Here is a 16,862-nt window from a genome sequence, read left to right on the forward strand (position 1 = left end):
GTCTCCCGGCGCAGGCCCCGGCGGAGGGGACGGGTACGGGAGAAACGCCGGGCGTCCGAACGGCCCCCCTCGGGGAGGGGTCCGTCCGGACGCCCGGCCTCACCCGGCGATCTCCTCGTCCTTCGCCAGCGCCTCGGTGCGTGCGGTGACGGTCGTGCGGAGTGCCTTGACGGCGGTGTCCAGGCCCGTGCCGTCGGCGCCCGCCTCGCGCGCCGCGTCGGCGACGCGGTCGAGGGTCGTGGTCGCGGCGCCCGAGCCGTAGAACTTCTCGTACAGCTCCTGGTACGCCTTCTTGTAGACGGCGTCGAACGCGTCGGACTCCAGGAACCGGTCCTTGAGCGCGTGGCCCGAGAGCCCGCCGCCCCTACCGCCCCGACCGTCCTGGCCCTGGCCGTCCTGGCCCGCGTCGGCTCCCTGACCCTGCCCTGCCGCGCCGCCGCCGGGCGGCCCTTCGGGGAAGCCCTCGGGCAGCTCGCCGGGGAACCCTTCGGGCATCCCCTCCGGCGGACCGCCCTCGGCCGTGCCCTCAGTCGTGCCCTCGGCCGTGTCCCCCGCCGGTGCCCCTCCCCCGGGCATGCCGCCGCCCATGCCGATCTCGTCGTCGGGCCCCGCCGTCGCGTCGCCGGAGAAGGTGAGGTTGTAGTCCCATCCCAGCACCGTGAACTTCCGGATGTCCAGGTCGTACCGGAGCAGGTAGTTCTTGCCCGGCCCGGACATGTCGTCGAAGTTCAGCAGCAGGTTCTGCGCCGCGACGTACGTGGCGAGGGACTCGACGTCGACGTACCGGTCGAGTTCCTTCTCGAACTCCTCGTCCGACGCCTGGTCGACCCACTTGATCAGCTTCATGACGGGTTCGAGGTCCTGGCTGCCGACCTTGTTGAGCTGCTTGAAGGAGTTCTCGTAGTCGGTCGGGTCGTCGCCCCGGTAGGTGAAGCTGCTGCCGGCCCGCGCCTTGTACATCACTCCGTTGCCGTCGCCGGCGGATTCGGCGTACTCGGTGTCGGGGTTCTCGACCATCAGCCGCGTGGTGACGGGCCGGTCGTTGACCTGGAACGCGGTGAACGAGTAGCGCTCGTTCTTCAGGCCGCTGGAGTCCATCAGGCTCAGCGCGAGGGCTTCGTTGACCGGCACCTCCTCCCCGCTGCCGGGGCGCAACGAGATCTCCCGCTCCCCCTGGTAGGCGCGGCCCTCGACGTACTCGTCGATCTTGATCAGCCAGGGCAGCTCCTCCGGCTTTTCCGCGGACAGGTCGTACTGCGTCATGCCGCCGCCCCTGCCCCCGCCGGCCCTCGCGGGGGCGTCCTGTCCGGCCGCGGCTCCCTCCGGCGCGGTCCGGCCGCCGCCGGGCATTCCGGCGCCGCCGCCGCGCAGGGACATCAGGGTCGAGTTGCCCTTGAGGCGGATGCCGACGTCCTCGAGGTGGACCCCGTCGATCGTGAGGTCCGCCTTGACGTACTCCTTGTTCCCGTCCTCCGTGAACTCCTTCATCATCTTGTCGAACTCGGTCTGGTCGTACGCGAGTCGGACGGAGTGGGCGACCGAGGTGTCGTACAGGCCGATCGTGCCCCTGACGTTCTCGGTGACGGGGTCGCCCTCCGCCGCGGAGGCGGAGGTGACGTACGGCGAGACCCGGGCGTCACCGAAGCCGTAGACCATGACCGCGAGCCCCGCGCAGAGCGCTCCCACCGGCTTCCAGTGGTGCCGCAGCCGGACCGGGAGGCGGTCACGCAGGCGGCGTCCGCGGGTCCTGTCGTCGCCGGCCATCACAGGTCGGTCGTGTCGTAACCGGTCAGCACGGTCACCCGCTGTCCGGAGGTGCGTTCCTGCAGCGCGCTCACCAGCTCGCCGGGCTCGGCGCCCTTCTTCATCCGCACCGTGTAGAACACCTCGGTGAGTGCGCCGCCCCTGATCGTCTCGGTGCTGACCAGCTCGAACTCGGTGGTGTACTTGATGAGCACGTCGCTGATCGCGGGCGCGTAGTCCTCGCCTGCCGGAACCTGGACCTTGACCACCTGACGCTGGACGTTCAGCGCGAACCAGTTGAACTTGAACATGACCAGGACGACCGCGCAGATCACCACCGCGCCGACCGCGGCCAGCGTGTAGAAGCGGGCGCCGCAGGCCATGCCGATCGCCATCGCGAGGAAGATGAAGCCGACGTCCCTGGTCTCCTTCACCGCGTTGCGGAAGCGGACCACGGACAGGGCGCCGACCAGGGAGAACGCCCGGGCCAGGTTGGACCCGACGACCAGCATGATCAGGGCGACGATCATGCCCACGATGACCAGCGTCTGGACGTAGGACTGGCTGTAGGAGACGTTGCGGTGGGTGTACCGGTACACGTAGCCGATCAACGTGCTCAGCACGAACGACAACGCCATGGCCGCGACGACGTCGGCGACGCTGAACGTGCCGCTGAGTTCCTGCAGATCGAAGTTCACTGTGCTCCTGCTTTCACCGGCGCCTCGGGCGCCGGCCGCTGCCCGGGCAGCGGCTCGTTGGTGGGGGTGGTGGTCGGGGCCGAGGGGGCGGAGGGAGGCGGGTAGTCCGCCTCGTGGACGTGGAAGACGGACCGAGGTGCGAGGCCGAACGCCTCGATGGACTGCACGTACTTGGACACCCGGACGAGGTCGAGGTTCCGGCGCGCGGCCAGGTCGGTGATCCAGTGCGGGGTGCGCTCGTTCACCTTGATCTCCATCACCGACAGGTGCGGCGGGATGGTGAAACGGTTCTCCGGGTTCGGGAGGCCGAAATCGAAGTCACGGTCCCGGCCCCGGACGCGCCGGTCGAAGGTCACCCGCAGTCCGGTGTCCGCATCACGCCCCACCAGCGCCTCGCGCTGGTAACCGGTGATCGCGGTGGGCCGCAGGTTCAGCCGCACGACCAGTTCGAGGACCTCCTGGACGAAGGCGCTCTCCTGGGCGGAGTGCTCGACGAGCTCCCGTCCGTCGCACAGCCGCCGGGCCGTCCCGTAGGGCAGCGTGATCCGGCGCTTCTGCGTGACCCGGTTGACCCGCTGCTTGATCTCCACGCACACCGGGGACTCGTCAGTCACCCCGTCGAGGTCCCCGTAGTGCCGGATGCGCAGCTTGCGCCGGAACTTCAGGCCTTCGATCTTCTCCCAGTAGAAGCGCAGCTGAGGGGTGTCGTAGTAGAGACTCCACACGCCGTAGCCTCCGACCGGGCTGTGCGCGTCCCGGTCCATCCGCTCGGCCAGCTCGTCCCTGATCCCGGCCGCCTCCTCGACCGGCACGAGGTACTTCAGCTCGAACCGGTTGAACGCGTGCAGCCTGCTGGCCACGTGCAGGGGTTCTGCCACCGTGTGCCTCCTTCGTCGTGCGGTGCCGTCGACCTCGACCGGCACCGCATACGGAAGCAGCGTCGTGTGAGAGAACGCCGAGAATTGCGAGGCAGTCCCGAGAGAACCCCGCGTGCCGCCGCCGGCCCGGACGGGACGGGCCGAAGGGCGCCACGCCCCTCACGACGTGCGGCCCTCGGCAATACCGCCTCCGCGAACGGTGCGGAGACAGCTTTGTCACCGCGGTGACGCGGCGGTCAGGGTGAAGGAGGTCCAGGCGCTGCTGCTCCACCACCACGGCTACTCGGTGGGCCCGAAGGAGGTGGACGGCTGCTTCGGTGCGGGAACGGAGCCTGCGGTGAAGTGGCTCCAGAGGGCCCATGGAGCGCCCGTCTGCGGCTGAGTGCCGACGGACACTCTTCCTGCCGCGCCTACTCGCGCCCGGGAGAGGACGGACCCGGACCGCCGTCGTCGGCCGGCCGGCCCGGCGGGGTCCGCCCGAGGAGCAGGGCCAGACCGTCGAGCAGGCGCTGCAGCCCGAACTCGAACAGGTCGTCGAGGTTCAGGTCGTAGCCTTCCTCGGCGACCTGCGAGAGCAGTGGGAGCCGGCCGTCCGCAAGTACCCGCCGCAGTGCGGGCTCCTGGCCGTCCATCCACTCCTCGCTGTCGAGACCGCTGTGCGCCTCGGCCTCCCGCTCGCTCTCCAGGTGGACGGCGATGCCCCGGGCGTGGTTGAGCAGCGTGAGGTGCGCGGTGAAGGCCGACTGCAGGTCCAGTCCCTCGGCGTGCAGCGCGCCCAGGATCCATTCGCTGTACTGCATCCCGGAGGTGACCATCTGCGGGCGGGTCACCGACATCGCCGGAGCCAGCCACGGGTGACGGCGGAAGAGACCCCACAGCTGCCGCGACGCCAGCTCCACCGCCGCACGCCAGTGGGCAGGCCGTTCGGCGGGGAGCGGTCGCCCGGCGATGGCGGCGTCCAGCATCCGCGTCAACAGGTCGTCCTTGTCGGCCACGTGCCGGTAGAGCGACATGGTCGCCACCTTCAGCTCGGCGGCGACGCGGCGCATCGATACCGCCGCCAGCCCTTCCTCGTCGGCCACCGCGACGGCCGCGGCGACGATCCGCTCCAGGGTGAGCCCACCGGCGGAACCCGCCGGCCCCACGCCCCCGGTGGACCCTGCCGGTCCGGGGACCCCGGCGGCCCCGGGCCGCCCCGCAGACCCCGCGGACCTCGCGGACCCGGCCCAGGCGCCCGTCCCAGGGGACCGGGGCGCCGCCCCCGGCCGCGTCCCGGGGCGCCGCGCGGCGGACGGACGGGCCGCGCGGGCCGGGTGCGAGGGGCCGCCCCCGCCCTCCACGACCGTCCCGACACCGGGAACCGAACGCACCAGTCCCGCACGGCGCAGCTCGGCCAGCACCTTGGTCGCGGTGGCCATGGCGACACCCCACTGCCGGGTGATCTCCCGGGTCGAGGGGACGCGCTCCCCCGGGGCCAGCTCCCCGCTCTCGATCCGCTGCCGCAGCTCGGCGACGATCCGGCCGGACCGCGGTCCCGCGTTCTCCCCCATCGCCCGCCACCCCTCCGCACTAGTGCACCTGACGTGTGCGCCATCCTAGCCCGCGACGAGGGGCGTCGTCCGCGAACACCCGCGGAAACCCCTAAGCGCACTAGTGCACTCATCTGCACTACCTGCATTTACCCGCCTTTTCCCGCTTGCAGCAGCGTACGCGTACGCCGTACATTCACCGTCATGACGAACAACGGGATACTCATCTCCGGCGCCGGCATAGCAGGACCCGCGCTGGCGTACTGGCTACGCAAGCAGGGCTTCGCGGTCACCGTGGTGGAGCGCGCGCCACAGCCCCGGCCGGGCGGACAGACCGTGGACCTGCGCGGCGCCGGCCGCACCGTGATCGAGCGGATGGGCCTGATGGACCGGGCCAGGGCGGAGAGCGTCGAGCAGCACGGGATCGCCAACGTCGACGGCTCCGGCCGCGTCACCGTGCGGATCCCCGCCGACAGCTTCGGCGGGGAGGGAATCGTCTCCGAGATCGAGATCCTCCGCGGCGATCTCGCCCGCGTGCTGTACGACGCGACCCTGCCCGGCACGGAGTACCTCTTCGACGACACCGTCACGGGCATCACCCAGGACGCGGACGGCGTGGACGTCACCTTCGAGAAGGCCGCGCCGCGCCGCTTCGGCCTGGTCGTCGGCGCGGACGGGCCGCACTCCGTGACGCGCGGGCTGGTCTTCGGCCCCGAGCGGGAGTGCGTCCGCCCGCTCGGGCTCTACAACGCCTGGTTCACCACCGGCGACGAGGGTCTGGACCTCGACGGCTGGTACCTGATGCACAACGCGCCGGGCGGACTGGTGGCCTCCGCACGGCCCGGCCGCCTCCCCGGCGAGGTCAAGGCGGGTCTCAGCTTCCGCTCCGCGCCCATCGCCTACGACCGCCGCGACGTCGCCGCGCAGCGGGAGATCGTGGCACGGCGCTTCGCCGGCGTCGGCTGGCAGACCCCCCGTCTGCTGCGGGCCATGCGGACGGCCCCGGACTTCTTCCTCGACTCCATGGACCAGGTGGTCCTGGACCGCTGGTCACGGGGCCGGGTGGTGCTGCTGGGCGACGCCGGGTACTGCGCCTCCCCGCTCACCGGCCTGGGGACCAGCCTGGCCCTGGTCGGCGCCTACGTCCTCGCCGGGGAGATCGCCGCGGCCGCAGGCGACCACCGCGCGGCGTTCCGGCGGTACGACGAGGTGATGCGGCCCTACGTCGCCCGGGCCCAGCAGCTCCCGCCGGGCGGCGCAGCGGGCTTCGCGCCGTCGAGCCGGACGGGGATCAGGCTCCGGAACCTGTCCATGCGCCGGATGACCCGGTGGCCGATGCGGAACCTGCTCGCCGCCCAGTTCGCGAAGGCGGGGGACATCGCCCTGCCGGAGTACGCGGCGGGCGAACCGGCCCGATGACCCCCGAACCAGCCTGAGAGCGCTCTCAGACAACTCTCGGATCCGCCTCGGACCATCATCGGACAACGCCGCGACGGTGCCTGACTGTGCGTCAAGTGTTGACACCCACCTCGGGGGGCCCTACGTTTCCCGCGTTCCTGAGAGCGCTCTCTAGGGCGTTCCCGGAACCTCCGCGGAGCAGTTCCTCCCCCCGTTCCAGCACGTCCCGACGATCCCCCCGTCATGACAAGAGGTGTCCCCCATGCCAGCCCTCCCCCTTCGGCCCCCGCGGGCCTTGCGACCGGCGTCCGTGCTGGTCGTGGCCGCGTCGCTGGCCGCCGTCGGGCTCGGTCCGGCCGCCGCCCCCGCGGCGGCCGCCACCGTTCCCGTGGGCGCCGGAAGTTATTCCGACACCCGGCCGGCCGGAACCTCCGGCCCCACCACCAACACCGGCTCCGCCGTCAAGCCCAAGGTGACCGCCGCCGCCCAGGGCAAGCCGGTCCCCACCAACGACTGGTGGTCCTCGCTCGCCTTCCAGCGGTACGGCGACAACCCGTACTCGACCCCCATGTACGGTCACCCGCTCACCTACCAGGCCGTCTCCGGCGGACTGGAGGTCGGCTACCCGACCAGCGCGGCGATCGTCGGCGAAGGCCGGCAGTACGAGTTCGCCCACAAGCGCGACCTGACCCTCGGCCTGACCGGACTCAACTCCCCCGACACCAAGGCGGACTCCTGGTCCGACTGGACCGTCACCCCCTACTGGTCCGACGGCTCGCGCACCCTGCGCACCACCATCGGCCACGGCATGCCCTTCGTGTACGCCCAGGGGTCCGGCGGCAACGCCCGGATCAGCACCGCGTCGACGCCCACCGTCTTCTCCGACCAGGGCAACGTCCTCGGCATCACCGTCGGGGGCCACCACTACGCCCTCTTCGCGCCGACCGGCGCCGACTGGAACGTCTCCGGCACGGAGATCACCGCCGGTCTCGCCGGCAAGGACTACTTCTCCCTCGCCGTGCTCCCCTCGACCGACGCGCTGGCGACGTACCGCAAGTACGCGTTCAGTTTCGTCACCGGGTCGAAGGTCGACTGGAGCTACGCCTCCGGCACGGTCAAGGCCACCTACGCGCTGACCACCGAGGCCAAGGAGGGCTCCGAGCGCGGCACGCTGCAGGCCCTGTACCGGCACCAGTGGCTGTACACCTCGGACGCGCTCACCTCGTACACCTACGTCTCGCCGCGCGGCACGATGAAGGTCCGTGAGGGCGCCTCCTTCACGACGAGCATGCGCTCCGCCCCGGTGCTGCCCCAGCTCCCGCGCGGCAGCGCGATCGACAACGCCCGCCTGCGCGGTTACCTGAACGACGTCGTGAACGCCTCCGATCCGTTCTCCGGGGCGACCGACACGTACTGGACCGGCAAGGCGCTCGGGAAGCTCGCGCAACTGGTCCCGGTCGCCGACCAGATCGGTGAGACCGCGGTCCGCGACCGCCTGATCTCCCTGCTGAAGGGCCGTCTCCAGGAGTGGTTCACCGCCGGCGGCGCGAGCGAGTTCTCCTACGACCGCGACTGGCGGACGCTGATCGGCTACCCCGCCTCCTACGGCAGCGACGCCGAGCTCAACGACCACCACTTCCACTACGGCTACTACGTCCACGCCGCCGCGATCGTCGCCCAGTACGACCCGTCGTGGGCCGCGGACTCCGCCTGGGGCGGCATGGTCAAGGCGCTGGTCCGCGACACCGCCAACCCGAGCCGCACCGACAGCTCCTTCCCCTTCCTGCGCGGCTTCGACGTGTACGCCGGGCACAGCTGGGCCTCCGGCCACCAGGGCTTCGCGGCCGGCAACAACCAGGAGTCCTCCTCGGAGTCCACCAACCTCAGCGCGGCCCTGGTGCTGTACGGCTCGGCGACCGGGGACAACTCGCTGCGCGACCTGGGCACGTACCTGCTCACCACGGAGAGCGAGGCGATCGCCCAGTACTGGTTCGACAAGGACCAGCAGGTCTTCCCCGGCTCCTACACGCACGACACCGTCGGCATGGTCTGGGGCAGCGGCGCCGCCTACTCGACCTGGTGGACGGCCAACCCCGAGGAGATCCACGGCATCAACGTCCTCCCGGTCACCGCGGGGGGCTCGCTGCACCTGGGCGCGCACAAGGCGGCGATCCGGCGCAACATCGCCGAGATGGAGCGGGAGAACGGTGGTCCCGCGGTCGAGTGGCGGGACATCCTGTGGGAGTTCCAGTCCCTGGCCGACCCGGCGACGGCGAAGTCCAAGTGGGACGCGGGGAACGCCGGCTACACCCCGGAGGCCGGCGAGTCGAAGGCCCACACCTACCACTGGATCGTGGGGCTGGACTCGATGGGAGCGCCCGACACCTCGGTGACCGGCGACATCCCCGTCTCGGCCGTCTTCTCCAAGAACGGGACCCGCACCTACGTGGCGCACAACCACGGGTCCTCCGCGCGCACGGTCACCTTCTCCGACGGCCGGACGCTCAGCGTGCCGGCGCGGTCCACCGCGACGGGCACCGGGCCCGGCGGCGGTACCGACCCGGGCACTCCCCCGGCCTCGGGGAACACCTTCCAGCTGCGGACCGGCGGCGTGCTGACCACGGCGACCGGCAGCTCGGCGGCCAGTGACACGATCCCGTCGGCCGGCGGCGCCAACCACGACGGCACGCCGTACCGGCCTCTGGTCTACGAGGTCAAGAACGTCAACGGCACGTACACCTCGGGCGGTTCGACCTCCTTCCGCCTGGCCGTGGACGCCGGCACCTCGGTGGGGCTCGGCCAACAGGCCCGCGTCAGCTACGACCTGACCGGTGACGGCACCTTCGACCGGACGGAGACGTACACCTACTTCGCCACCGACCCGGTGACGGGCTGGGAGCGCTACGACCAGACCCGCGGCCTGAAGTCCGCCACCGGCACGCTGGGCAACCTGCGCAACGGCACGGTGCGGCTGGAGGTCTGGAGCGCCATCGGCAACGCCGACTCCCGGCTGCAGACGGGCACCGACACCTCCGTGGTGGTGATCCCCTTCAGCTGACGGGCGCGACGAGCGCGGTGATCACAGCGGTCGCGAGGACCGCGACACCGCGACGACCGCGAAGATCGAGAAGATCGAGACGACCGCGGCGTTCAGGGCGGCGGTCACCGGTTCCGGCCGGTGACCGCCGCCCGCCGCTGTCCCCCGGGGTCTCGCGGGCCGGTCAGGCGGTGGCCCGGCGGACCAGGGTGGTCGGGGTGATCACGGACGCCGGCGCCTCGTCGCCCGGGCGGTCCAGCAGCCGCATCAGCAGCCTGACCATCAGCCGGCCCATCCCTTCGATGTCCTGGCGCACGGTGGTCAGCGGCGGGTCGGTGACCCCGGTGACGGCGGCCATGTCGTCGAACCCGACCACCGCCACGTCCTGCGGCACCCGCACGCCCCGCTCGCGCAGCGTGCGCAGCGCGCCCGCGGCCATCAGGTCGTTGGCCACGAAGACCCCGTCCAGACCGGGGCACCGGTCCAGCAGGCCGGCCATCGCGCGGGCGCCGCTCTCCTCGGTGAAGTCGCCCTGCCACAGGAGCTCTTCGGGGGCGTCGACCAGCACGTCCCGGTAACCGTCGATCCGGTCGAGGGCGGCGATCTTGTCGCGCGGGCCGGCGATGTGGGCGATCCGGCGGCGGCCCAGCGACACCAGGTGGCGCACCGCCTCCCGCGCGCCCCCGCGGTTGTCGCAGTCGACGAACGGGGCGAGGGGACCGGCGCCCGGGGCGGGGCGGCCTCCGAAGACCGCCGGGATCCTGGTACGGGCTATCAGTGACGCCAGTTGGTCGTCCTTGTGCAGCGAGAAGGCGAGCGCGCCGTCCACGTGGCCGCCCTCCAGGTAGCGGGCGATCCGCTCGTGCTCGCCGGCGCCCTCCACCCACAGCAGCACCAACTGGGCGCTGTGTGCGCTGAGTTCGCGGCTGATGCCGCGGATCTGCTGCTCGAAGAACGGGTCGGAGAACACCCGGAACTCGGGTTCCGCGATGATCACGGCGACCGCGCCGGTGCGCCGGGTCACCAGCGACCGGGCGGCGTGGTTGGGGACGTACCCCAGCTCCTCCACCGCCTTGCGGACCTTGTCGACGAGCGGCGGCCGCACCCCCACGGCGCCGTTGACCACGCGGGAGACCGTCGCCCGGGACACTCCGGCGCGCGCCGCGACCGCCTCGAGCGTCGGACGGGGTCCCATGGTCTGCTCGGGCAACGGTGGGCTCCTTGTCTGCGTCCGCGGGCTCCTTCGCCCGATGCCGCGCCGGTCACCCGGCGCGGACCAGGATAGGCGCTTCCGGTCGCCCGACTGAGAGCGCTTGCACGAGGGGCCGCCGAACCGTGACCCGGGAGCGGCCCGCCGCCCGGCGTCACCCGGGGCCCGCGACCGGACCCCGGTCCCGTCCGCCGCCGAGGACACCACGCCGCGAGGGCGCCCGTCCACGGTCACGCGGACGGGCGCCCTCGCTGTCCAGGACCGGACCGCCGGTCAGAGGGCGGGCACGAAGGGGATGCCCGCGGGCTTCGCCTTCTCCAGGTGGGAGAGGTAACTGCTGTCCTTCAAACCGAAGTTGGCGCTGCCCCAGTTCGCCTGGGCGAGCTTGTCGCGCAGCCCGGCCGGGTAGCCGTTCCAGCCGACCAGCGCCGGGTACTGCCAGGCACCCCGGTGGTTCTCCGGCGGCTCGTCGTTCGCCGTGGCCGCCCGGAAGCAGTGCGTGCCGATGCCGTCCTTGTGGTAGACGACCTTGGGGTGGGCGCCCTCCCAGGGGATGCGGTCCCGGCTGTGCACGGTGAAGTCGCCGTGGTTCGACGTGGCCACGTGGCGGGCGGTGTCGGTGGCCTGCTCGACCCAGACCACGATGTGTTCCCAGTCGTGCCGGTGGCCGCCGATGCTGGTGCCGGCCAGGGCCTGGTCCTTCTCGAAGTAGAGGCCGTAGAGCACCGCGCACCAGCCGTTGTTGCAGGTGGCCCGGGAGTAGGCGTTGGTGTTGCCCAGGTCGAAGTCGTCGCGGCAGTTGCCGTTGAGGGCGCCGGTGGGGTTGAGGCCGCCGTTGAGCGAGCCGTCGGGTCCGATGGCCGGGGTGGAGTAGCAGCCGTCCTTGTCGTAGTCCAGCGCGGGCTGGAAGCGCAGCTCGAGCGACGTGGCGTTCACCGGCAGGGCGGCGGGCGGGGCGGCCTGGGCGGGGCCGGCGACGGCGAGCAGCAGCACGAGGGCGCCGCCGAGGGTGCCGAGCGCCCGCCCCGCGCGGCGGGGACGGCGGGGGCGGGCGGAGCGGGATCTGACCGGGGAAGGGCGTCGTCCTGGCAAGGCGGTCTCCTCAACTCGTCGGCCGGAGAAGGGATGTGACGCACCCGTGGGTGCGCGACGCGTGCACAGGACACTCTGCCGGTCCCGGAGGCCCCGGGGAATGACGTGCTCATGAAAAACGGCCCAACTCCGTCCCCGCCGCGCCGTGATCAGGCCTGCTCCAGCACCGCCATCGCCGCGTTGTGGCCGCCGAGTGCGGAGACCGCACCGCCGCGGACCGCGCCGGAGCCGCAGAGCAGCACCGAGGGGTGGCGGGTGGCCACGCCCCAGCGGGCGGCCGGGGTGGACAGGTCGGCGTCGTCCGCGGCCCAGGGCCAGGCCAGGTCTCCGTGGAAGATGTGGCCGCCCGGCATGGCGACGTCCGCCTCGACGTCCTGCGGGATCTTGGCCTCCACGCAGGGCCGCCCGTCGCCGTCGCGGGCGACCACCGACTCGATCGGGTCGAGCAGGTGCTGGTCGAGGGAGGCGACGGCGCGGCGTACGGCCTCCGCCTTGCGTTCGGCGCGGGTGGCCGGGTCGGCGAAGAGGGTGGCCGGGAGGTGGAGGCCGAAGTAGGTGAGGGTGTGGGTGCCTTCGGGGACGTCGCCCAGGATCGACGGGTCGGTGAGCGAGTGGCAGTACACCTCGCCGGGCAGCCGCCGCGGCACCCGGCCGGCCGAGGCCTCGGCGTGCGCGGCTTCCAGGTCGTCCCAGTCCTCGTCGAGGTGGAGGGTGCCCGCGAAGGCGACGCGGGGATCGGCCCCGGACTTCAGGCGCGGCAGCCGGTCCAGCAGGAAGTTGATCTTCAGTTGGGAACCCACCGGCTTGTCCGCCGGGTCGCGCGTCTCGCCGAGCAGCCCGTCGAGCACCCAGGGCGCTGCGTTGGAGAGGACGAACCGCGCCCGCAGGACGGCCCCTCCGGCGATCTCGACCTCGGCGCCGTCGGCCGCGGGCCGCACGGCGGTGACCTCGGCGCCCGTCACCAGCTCGGCGCCGGCCCGCAGCGCCGAGGCGGCCAGGGCTTCGGTGACCGCGCCCATCCCGCCGACCGGCACGCGCCACTCCCCGGTGCCGTTGCCGATCAGGTGGTAGAGGAAGCAGCGGTTCTGGATCAGCCGGGGGTCGTCGAGGGCGGCGAAGGTGCCGATCAGGGCGTCGGTGGCCACCACTCCGCGGACGGTGCCGTCGGCGAACCGCCGCTCCAGCGCCTCGCCGAGCGGCCGCCGCACGATCTCCTCCCAGAGGCCGGGATCGACGCGCCGCCGCAGCTCGCCCTCCCTCGGCAGCGGTTCGGTGAGGGTGGGCGCCAGCACCTCGGCGAGGCCGCCGAGGCGGGTGTAGAAGTCGCTCCACGCCTCGTACTCGGCGTCCGACCCGGTCAGCCGGCGGAAGCTCTCGCGGGTGGCCGGTCCCTCGGGCCGTTCCACCAGCAGTCCACCGGGCCGCCCGTCGCGCAGGACCGGGGTGTAGGAGGCGGTGGAGCGGGAGGCGAGCTCGAGCTCCAGTCCCAGGTCCTCCATGATCCGCTCGGGCATCAGGGACACCAGGTAGGAGTACCGGGACAGCCGGGTGGGCCGCCCCGTGAAGGCCTGGGCGGAGACGGCGGCCCCGCCGGTGCGGTCCAGGCGCTCCAGCACGGCGACGGAGAGTCCGGCCCGGGCGAGGTAGGCGGCCGCGGCGAGCCCGTTGTGGCCGCCGCCGACCACGACGACGTCGTAGGCGGTGCGGCTTGTCATGATCGATGTCATGGCGCCCACCCTCCCCCACCGAGCGCCGCAGGCCCATGCCCGTGCATGGGTGGAGCTCCCGCGGTGACCCGGTAGGTGTACGCGGAGGGCGGGCGGGCCCGTGAGCGGGGGAACCCGGCGGCCCCAGGGACACGTTCGGCCACTGCGGGTACTGTGAGCGCACGCCGCCAGGGGGAAGGACCATACGATGATCATTTTCGGTACCAAGGGCTACCTGTACCAGCTGGCCATGCTGACGCTGGTCTGCGGGAACTGCGGCAACCCCTCCGCGCACGCGCTGCGCAAGCACGTCACGAAGTTCACCCTGTTCTTCGTGCCGCTCTTCCCCGTCTCGGTGAAGTACTCCACGCAGTGCACCTTCTGCGGGGCGCAGCGGCGGTTGAGCAGCGCGGAGGCGGACCAGCTGCAGGCGGGCGCTGCGGGCGGGCACGGCAACCCGGTCCAGGGCAGCTCGCAGCAGCAGCCGTACCAGTCCTGATCCTCGGGGGCGGCGGGCCGGGGCAGTGGCCACGGTCCGCCGCCCCCGGGTGTCGGTACGTCCTCCAGGGCGGTGCGGCCCCGCCTCCTACCGGTGGGACGCGAACTCGACGACCTGCTGGTAGGTGGGCCGGTTCTGCCAGCTGATCGGGGCGTGGGTGATGCCGCCCAGCGCCCGGTGGATCACGGCGTCGGCGCACCACTGGTCCCCCGCGGCGCAGTGCTCGTCGCCCGGGTAGACCTGGGCGGCGGTGCGTCCGGCCGCCTCCTTGAGGGTGCGGGCGAGCACGCCCCGGCACCCGGCGAGGTCGCCGGCCCCGCAGTAGGCGCGGGCCAGGCCGCCCTCCACCTTCTCACCGAGCACGGCGCGGACGTCCTTGTCGACGTAGCTCCACCAGCCGTACTGGAAGGCGCTGCCCGCGTGCCCGCCGGTGGGTCCGTGCGAGGCGCCCGGCGGTTCGTCGACGGGCAGGTTGGCCTCGAGGGCCGCGTAGAGGTCGTCCCCGAGGCCGGGCCCGAACTCGGCCTTGACCAGCAGCGGCCACCAGGCGTCCAGGATCCGGATCGCCTCGGCGTGCGCGTACCGCTTCGAGCCGCGTGAGGTCTCGGTGCGCAGGGAGCCGGCCGCGTTCCAGGCGGACAGCTTGGCGACGGCGTCGGTGACGGCCGGGTCGTCGACGGGGCCGCTGCGGAGCACCTTGAGGAGCTTGGGCAGCACCTGTTCGGCGCGCAGGTCGGCGAGGCCGGCCTGCGCCATGGCGCGGGTGAGCGAGGCCCGGGTGACGTTCCCGGCCTGGACGAGTGCCCGGACCCGGTCGTCGAGCAGGTCGCCGCGGTGGACGGAGCCGTTGCCCCAGGAGGCGGCGGTGTAGCCGTGGGCCAGTTTGTTGTTCCAGGAGATGTAGTAGTCCTGGTCGAGGGACTGCGGGTGCTGGGCCGGCGGGGTGTAGGAGGCCCGGTTGTCCTCCGCGTTCCAGTTCCGCCACTCGTAGCGGGCGTCGGCCCAGGCGGGGAAGTCCGGGTCCACGCCGGTGGCCCGGACGGGGTTGTCACCGCTGTTGTAGTACGCGGTGCGGGTGGAGTCGGCGTAGAACCAGTTGAAGGTGAAGTTGATGTGCTGCGCCGCCTGCTGGAAGGTCTCCGGGCCGGTGACGTGACCGGGGTCGTTGAGCATCTGGAAGCCGACGATCGAGTCGACCTCGTGCCGGTAGGAGGTGCGCAGGCTGGTGTAGGCGACCTTCTTGCCTCCGACGGTGGCCCGGTACTCGACCGGTCCGTACTTGGTCAGCCAGGCGCGCATCCGGTAGGAGCCGGCGGCGGTGGAGTCGGCGACGGTGGGCTTCCAGGAATTGGTGTGCTCCACCTTCTCCATGGCCACGCACTGACCGTGGAACAGGTAGTGGTAGTCGTCCTGGCACAGTTCGACGGCGTAGGTGTCGACGATGTCCTGGGCCGAGGTGGTGGCGGACCAGGCGTAGTCCTGGCCGCGGCCGAGCTGGACGTACATCGACAGTCCGGCGAAGGAGGCGCCGCGGGCGCTGAGACCCGGGCCCTGGATCTCCTGGAGCATCAGCAGCTGGGGCGCGAAGTAGCCGGTCTGCGGGCCGAAGACGGCGACGGGGCGGCCGCTCGCGGTGTGCTCGCCGCTGACCACCAGCGCGTTGGACATGCCGCGCCTGGCCGATCCGACGGCGGCCTTGGCGGCGGCCTCGGCGGCGGCGTCCGCCTTCGCCGTGGCGGCGCTGCCGGTGCGGTCGTACACCAGCGGGGCGCGGGTCACCGAGCCCGGGTCGGGCAGCGCCGTCCCCTGCGGGTCGGCGGGCCTGCCGGCGTAGGGGAAGCGGGCGCCGCGCACGGTGACCGCCGCCTCCGGGTCGTCGCGTTCGCGGAAGGACTCCCAGACGCGGGTGCCCTCCTGGACGCCGTAGCGGGACTGCGCGGCGAGCAGCGAGAGGGCGTTGTCGACCTCGCCCCCGCCACCGGAGCCGAAGAGCGCGCCGACGACGGAGGCCAGGGCCACCAGGTCGGTCAGCTTGAAGGGCTGGATCTTCCCGAGGTTGAGGATCGCGTCCTTGTGGCCGGTGAGCACGTACTCGCCGGGGAAGTAGCGGCCCTTGTCGGAGGCGGTGACGTAGGCGTTGATGCCGTCCACGTAGGCCTGCGCGTCCGCGAGGGCCTGGCGGCCGCGTTCGCCGTTCTCGGCGGCCACCCGGTCGATCTGGGCCTGGAGCTCGGCCTCGGTGTAGGGCGCCGAGCGCCAGAACTCCTGCTCCAGCGCCTGGTTGCCCGGGGCGCCGCCCGCGAAGGAGGTGAGCTGTCCCCGGCCGACGTGACGGAAGACGTCCATCAGCCACAGCCGGTCCTCGGCGGCGGCGTACCCGGCGCCGAACTCGGTGCCGTAGCGGGTGGTGCCGGTGATGTGGGGGACGCCGGTGGCCTTGTCGCGGACGATGGTGACGTCGGTGCGTCCGGCGGGCCGCTTGGTGGAGGCGACCTGGTCGGCGGGGACGCCGAAGGAGGCGTCGTTGAAGAACTTCCCGATGGTGGACTCGGTCAGCTCCGGATAGCCGGTGGCCAGGTCCGCGTAGGGGCCGAGCTGGTCGTCGCTGTGCGCCGGGACGGTGTTGACGGTCTGGTCGAGCAGGATCTCCGCGAGGGTGGCGGTGCCGTCCGCGCCGGGCGGCAGGATGTCCGAGCAGCCGTCGCCGCAGTGGTCGGCCACCGCCGCGGCCGCGGCGGGTGCGGGGGCGGCGGGGGCGGCGGGGGCGGCGGCGGACGGGAAGGCGGGGGCCAGCAGGGCGCCGATCATCGCGCCGGTGAGCAGGACCGGAAGCCTGCGGGCGGCTCGTCTGTCAGGGGCGGTGCGTGGGGTGTGCCGTCTCACGGCAGCTCCTCCCGACGGGGACAGGGCCAGGAGGTTACCGCCGGTATCCCCGCGGGTGAAGATGGCCCGTGCGCCAACTTCCGCGCAGGCTTCGCGGGGTTTGTGGGGAACGGGTGGAGGGTAATCGCGCCCACGGACCACGGGGCCGGCCACCGTGCACCACGGCTCGCGACGACCCGTGGCGCGGGG

General features: G+C 72.4%; 12 protein-coding genes. 4 read left to right on the forward strand and 8 right to left on the reverse strand.

Annotated features, from left to right (window positions below; translation table 11 throughout):
- Positions 1-99: 99 nt before the first annotated feature.
- The 3 genes from Sfr03f_RS26520 to Sfr03f_RS26530 are packed head-to-tail and all read right to left on the reverse strand — an operon-like array spanning position 100 to position 3,301.
- The gene (locus Sfr03f_RS26520) at positions 100-1,764 is read right to left on the reverse strand and encodes a CotH kinase family protein (protein WP_108956709.1); all 1,665 of its coding nucleotides are present in this window, start codon (positions 1,762-1,764) and stop codon (positions 100-102) included.
- Positions 1,764-2,441: a DUF4956 domain-containing protein gene (locus Sfr03f_RS26525; RefSeq protein ID WP_108956710.1), complete on the reverse strand. Its 678-nt coding sequence runs from the start codon at positions 2,439-2,441 to the stop codon at positions 1,764-1,766. The genes Sfr03f_RS26520 and Sfr03f_RS26525 overlap by 1 nt, the downstream gene beginning before the upstream one ends.
- Positions 2,438-3,301, reverse strand: coding sequence for a polyphosphate polymerase domain-containing protein (locus Sfr03f_RS26530; RefSeq protein WP_108956897.1), 864 nt, complete (start codon positions 3,299-3,301; stop codon positions 2,438-2,440). The genes Sfr03f_RS26525 and Sfr03f_RS26530 overlap by 4 nt, the downstream gene beginning before the upstream one ends.
- Before the next feature lie 259 nt (positions 3,302-3,560).
- Here Sfr03f_RS26530 and Sfr03f_RS30420 point away from each other — a divergent pair, with 259 nt between their 5' ends.
- Positions 3,561-3,701 carry a peptidoglycan-binding domain-containing protein gene (locus Sfr03f_RS30420; RefSeq protein WP_159105741.1) on the forward strand — a complete coding sequence of 47 codons (141 nt, stop codon included), beginning with the start codon at positions 3,561-3,563 and terminating at the stop codon, positions 3,699-3,701.
- Between the two features lie 28 nt (positions 3,702-3,729).
- On the opposite strand, the gene Sfr03f_RS26540 is transcribed toward Sfr03f_RS30420, so the two are convergent.
- A complete protein-coding gene (locus tag Sfr03f_RS26540) occupies positions 3,730-4,869 on the reverse strand; it encodes a TetR/AcrR family transcriptional regulator C-terminal domain-containing protein (protein ID WP_108956712.1) in 1,140 nt (379 codons plus the stop codon).
- 183 nt (positions 4,870-5,052) lie between these two features.
- Between Sfr03f_RS26540 and Sfr03f_RS26545 the strand changes: the two genes are divergently transcribed.
- Together Sfr03f_RS26545 and Sfr03f_RS26550 are read left to right on the forward strand one after the other, a co-directional pair.
- Complete coding sequence (locus Sfr03f_RS26545; protein WP_108956713.1) at positions 5,053-6,267, forward strand: FAD-dependent monooxygenase; 1,215 nt, start codon at positions 5,053-5,055, stop codon at positions 6,265-6,267.
- Positions 6,268-6,508: 241 nt separating this feature from the next.
- Positions 6,509-9,304, forward strand: coding sequence for a glycosyl hydrolase (locus Sfr03f_RS26550; protein WP_108956714.1), 2,796 nt, complete (start codon positions 6,509-6,511; stop codon positions 9,302-9,304).
- 163 nt (positions 9,305-9,467) lie between these two features.
- Here Sfr03f_RS26550 and Sfr03f_RS26555 read toward each other — a convergent pair whose 3' ends face one another.
- From Sfr03f_RS26555 to Sfr03f_RS26565, 3 genes are all read right to left on the reverse strand, one after another.
- The gene (locus Sfr03f_RS26555; protein ID WP_170145170.1) at positions 9,468-10,478 is read right to left on the reverse strand and encodes a LacI family DNA-binding transcriptional regulator; all 1,011 of its coding nucleotides are present in this window, start codon (positions 10,476-10,478) and stop codon (positions 9,468-9,470) included.
- Between the two features lie 288 nt (positions 10,479-10,766).
- Positions 10,767-11,486, reverse strand: a complete 720-nt coding sequence (locus Sfr03f_RS26560; RefSeq protein ID WP_245967789.1) for an NPP1 family protein — start codon at positions 11,484-11,486, stop codon at positions 10,767-10,769.
- Between the two features lie 248 nt (positions 11,487-11,734).
- A complete protein-coding gene (locus tag Sfr03f_RS26565; RefSeq protein WP_108956717.1) occupies positions 11,735-13,300 on the reverse strand; it encodes a phytoene desaturase family protein in 1,566 nt (521 codons plus the stop codon).
- Between the two features lie 199 nt (positions 13,301-13,499).
- On the opposite strand from Sfr03f_RS26565, the gene Sfr03f_RS26570 reads away from it, so the two are divergent.
- The gene (locus Sfr03f_RS26570; protein WP_108956718.1) at positions 13,500-13,790 is read left to right on the forward strand and encodes a zinc-ribbon domain-containing protein; all 291 of its coding nucleotides are present in this window, start codon (positions 13,500-13,502) and stop codon (positions 13,788-13,790) included.
- 87 nt (positions 13,791-13,877) lie between these two features.
- Here the strand turns inward: Sfr03f_RS26570 and Sfr03f_RS26575 are convergent, their stop codons facing one another.
- Positions 13,878-16,673 carry a penicillin acylase family protein gene (locus Sfr03f_RS26575; protein ID WP_108956719.1) on the reverse strand — a complete coding sequence of 932 codons (2,796 nt, stop codon included), beginning with the start codon at positions 16,671-16,673 and terminating at the stop codon, positions 13,878-13,880.
- Positions 16,674-16,862 lie beyond the last annotated feature (189 nt).

The organism is Streptomyces fragilis, assembly GCF_003112515.1.
GTDB lineage: Bacteria > Actinomycetota > Actinomycetes > Streptomycetales > Streptomycetaceae > Streptomyces > Streptomyces fragilis.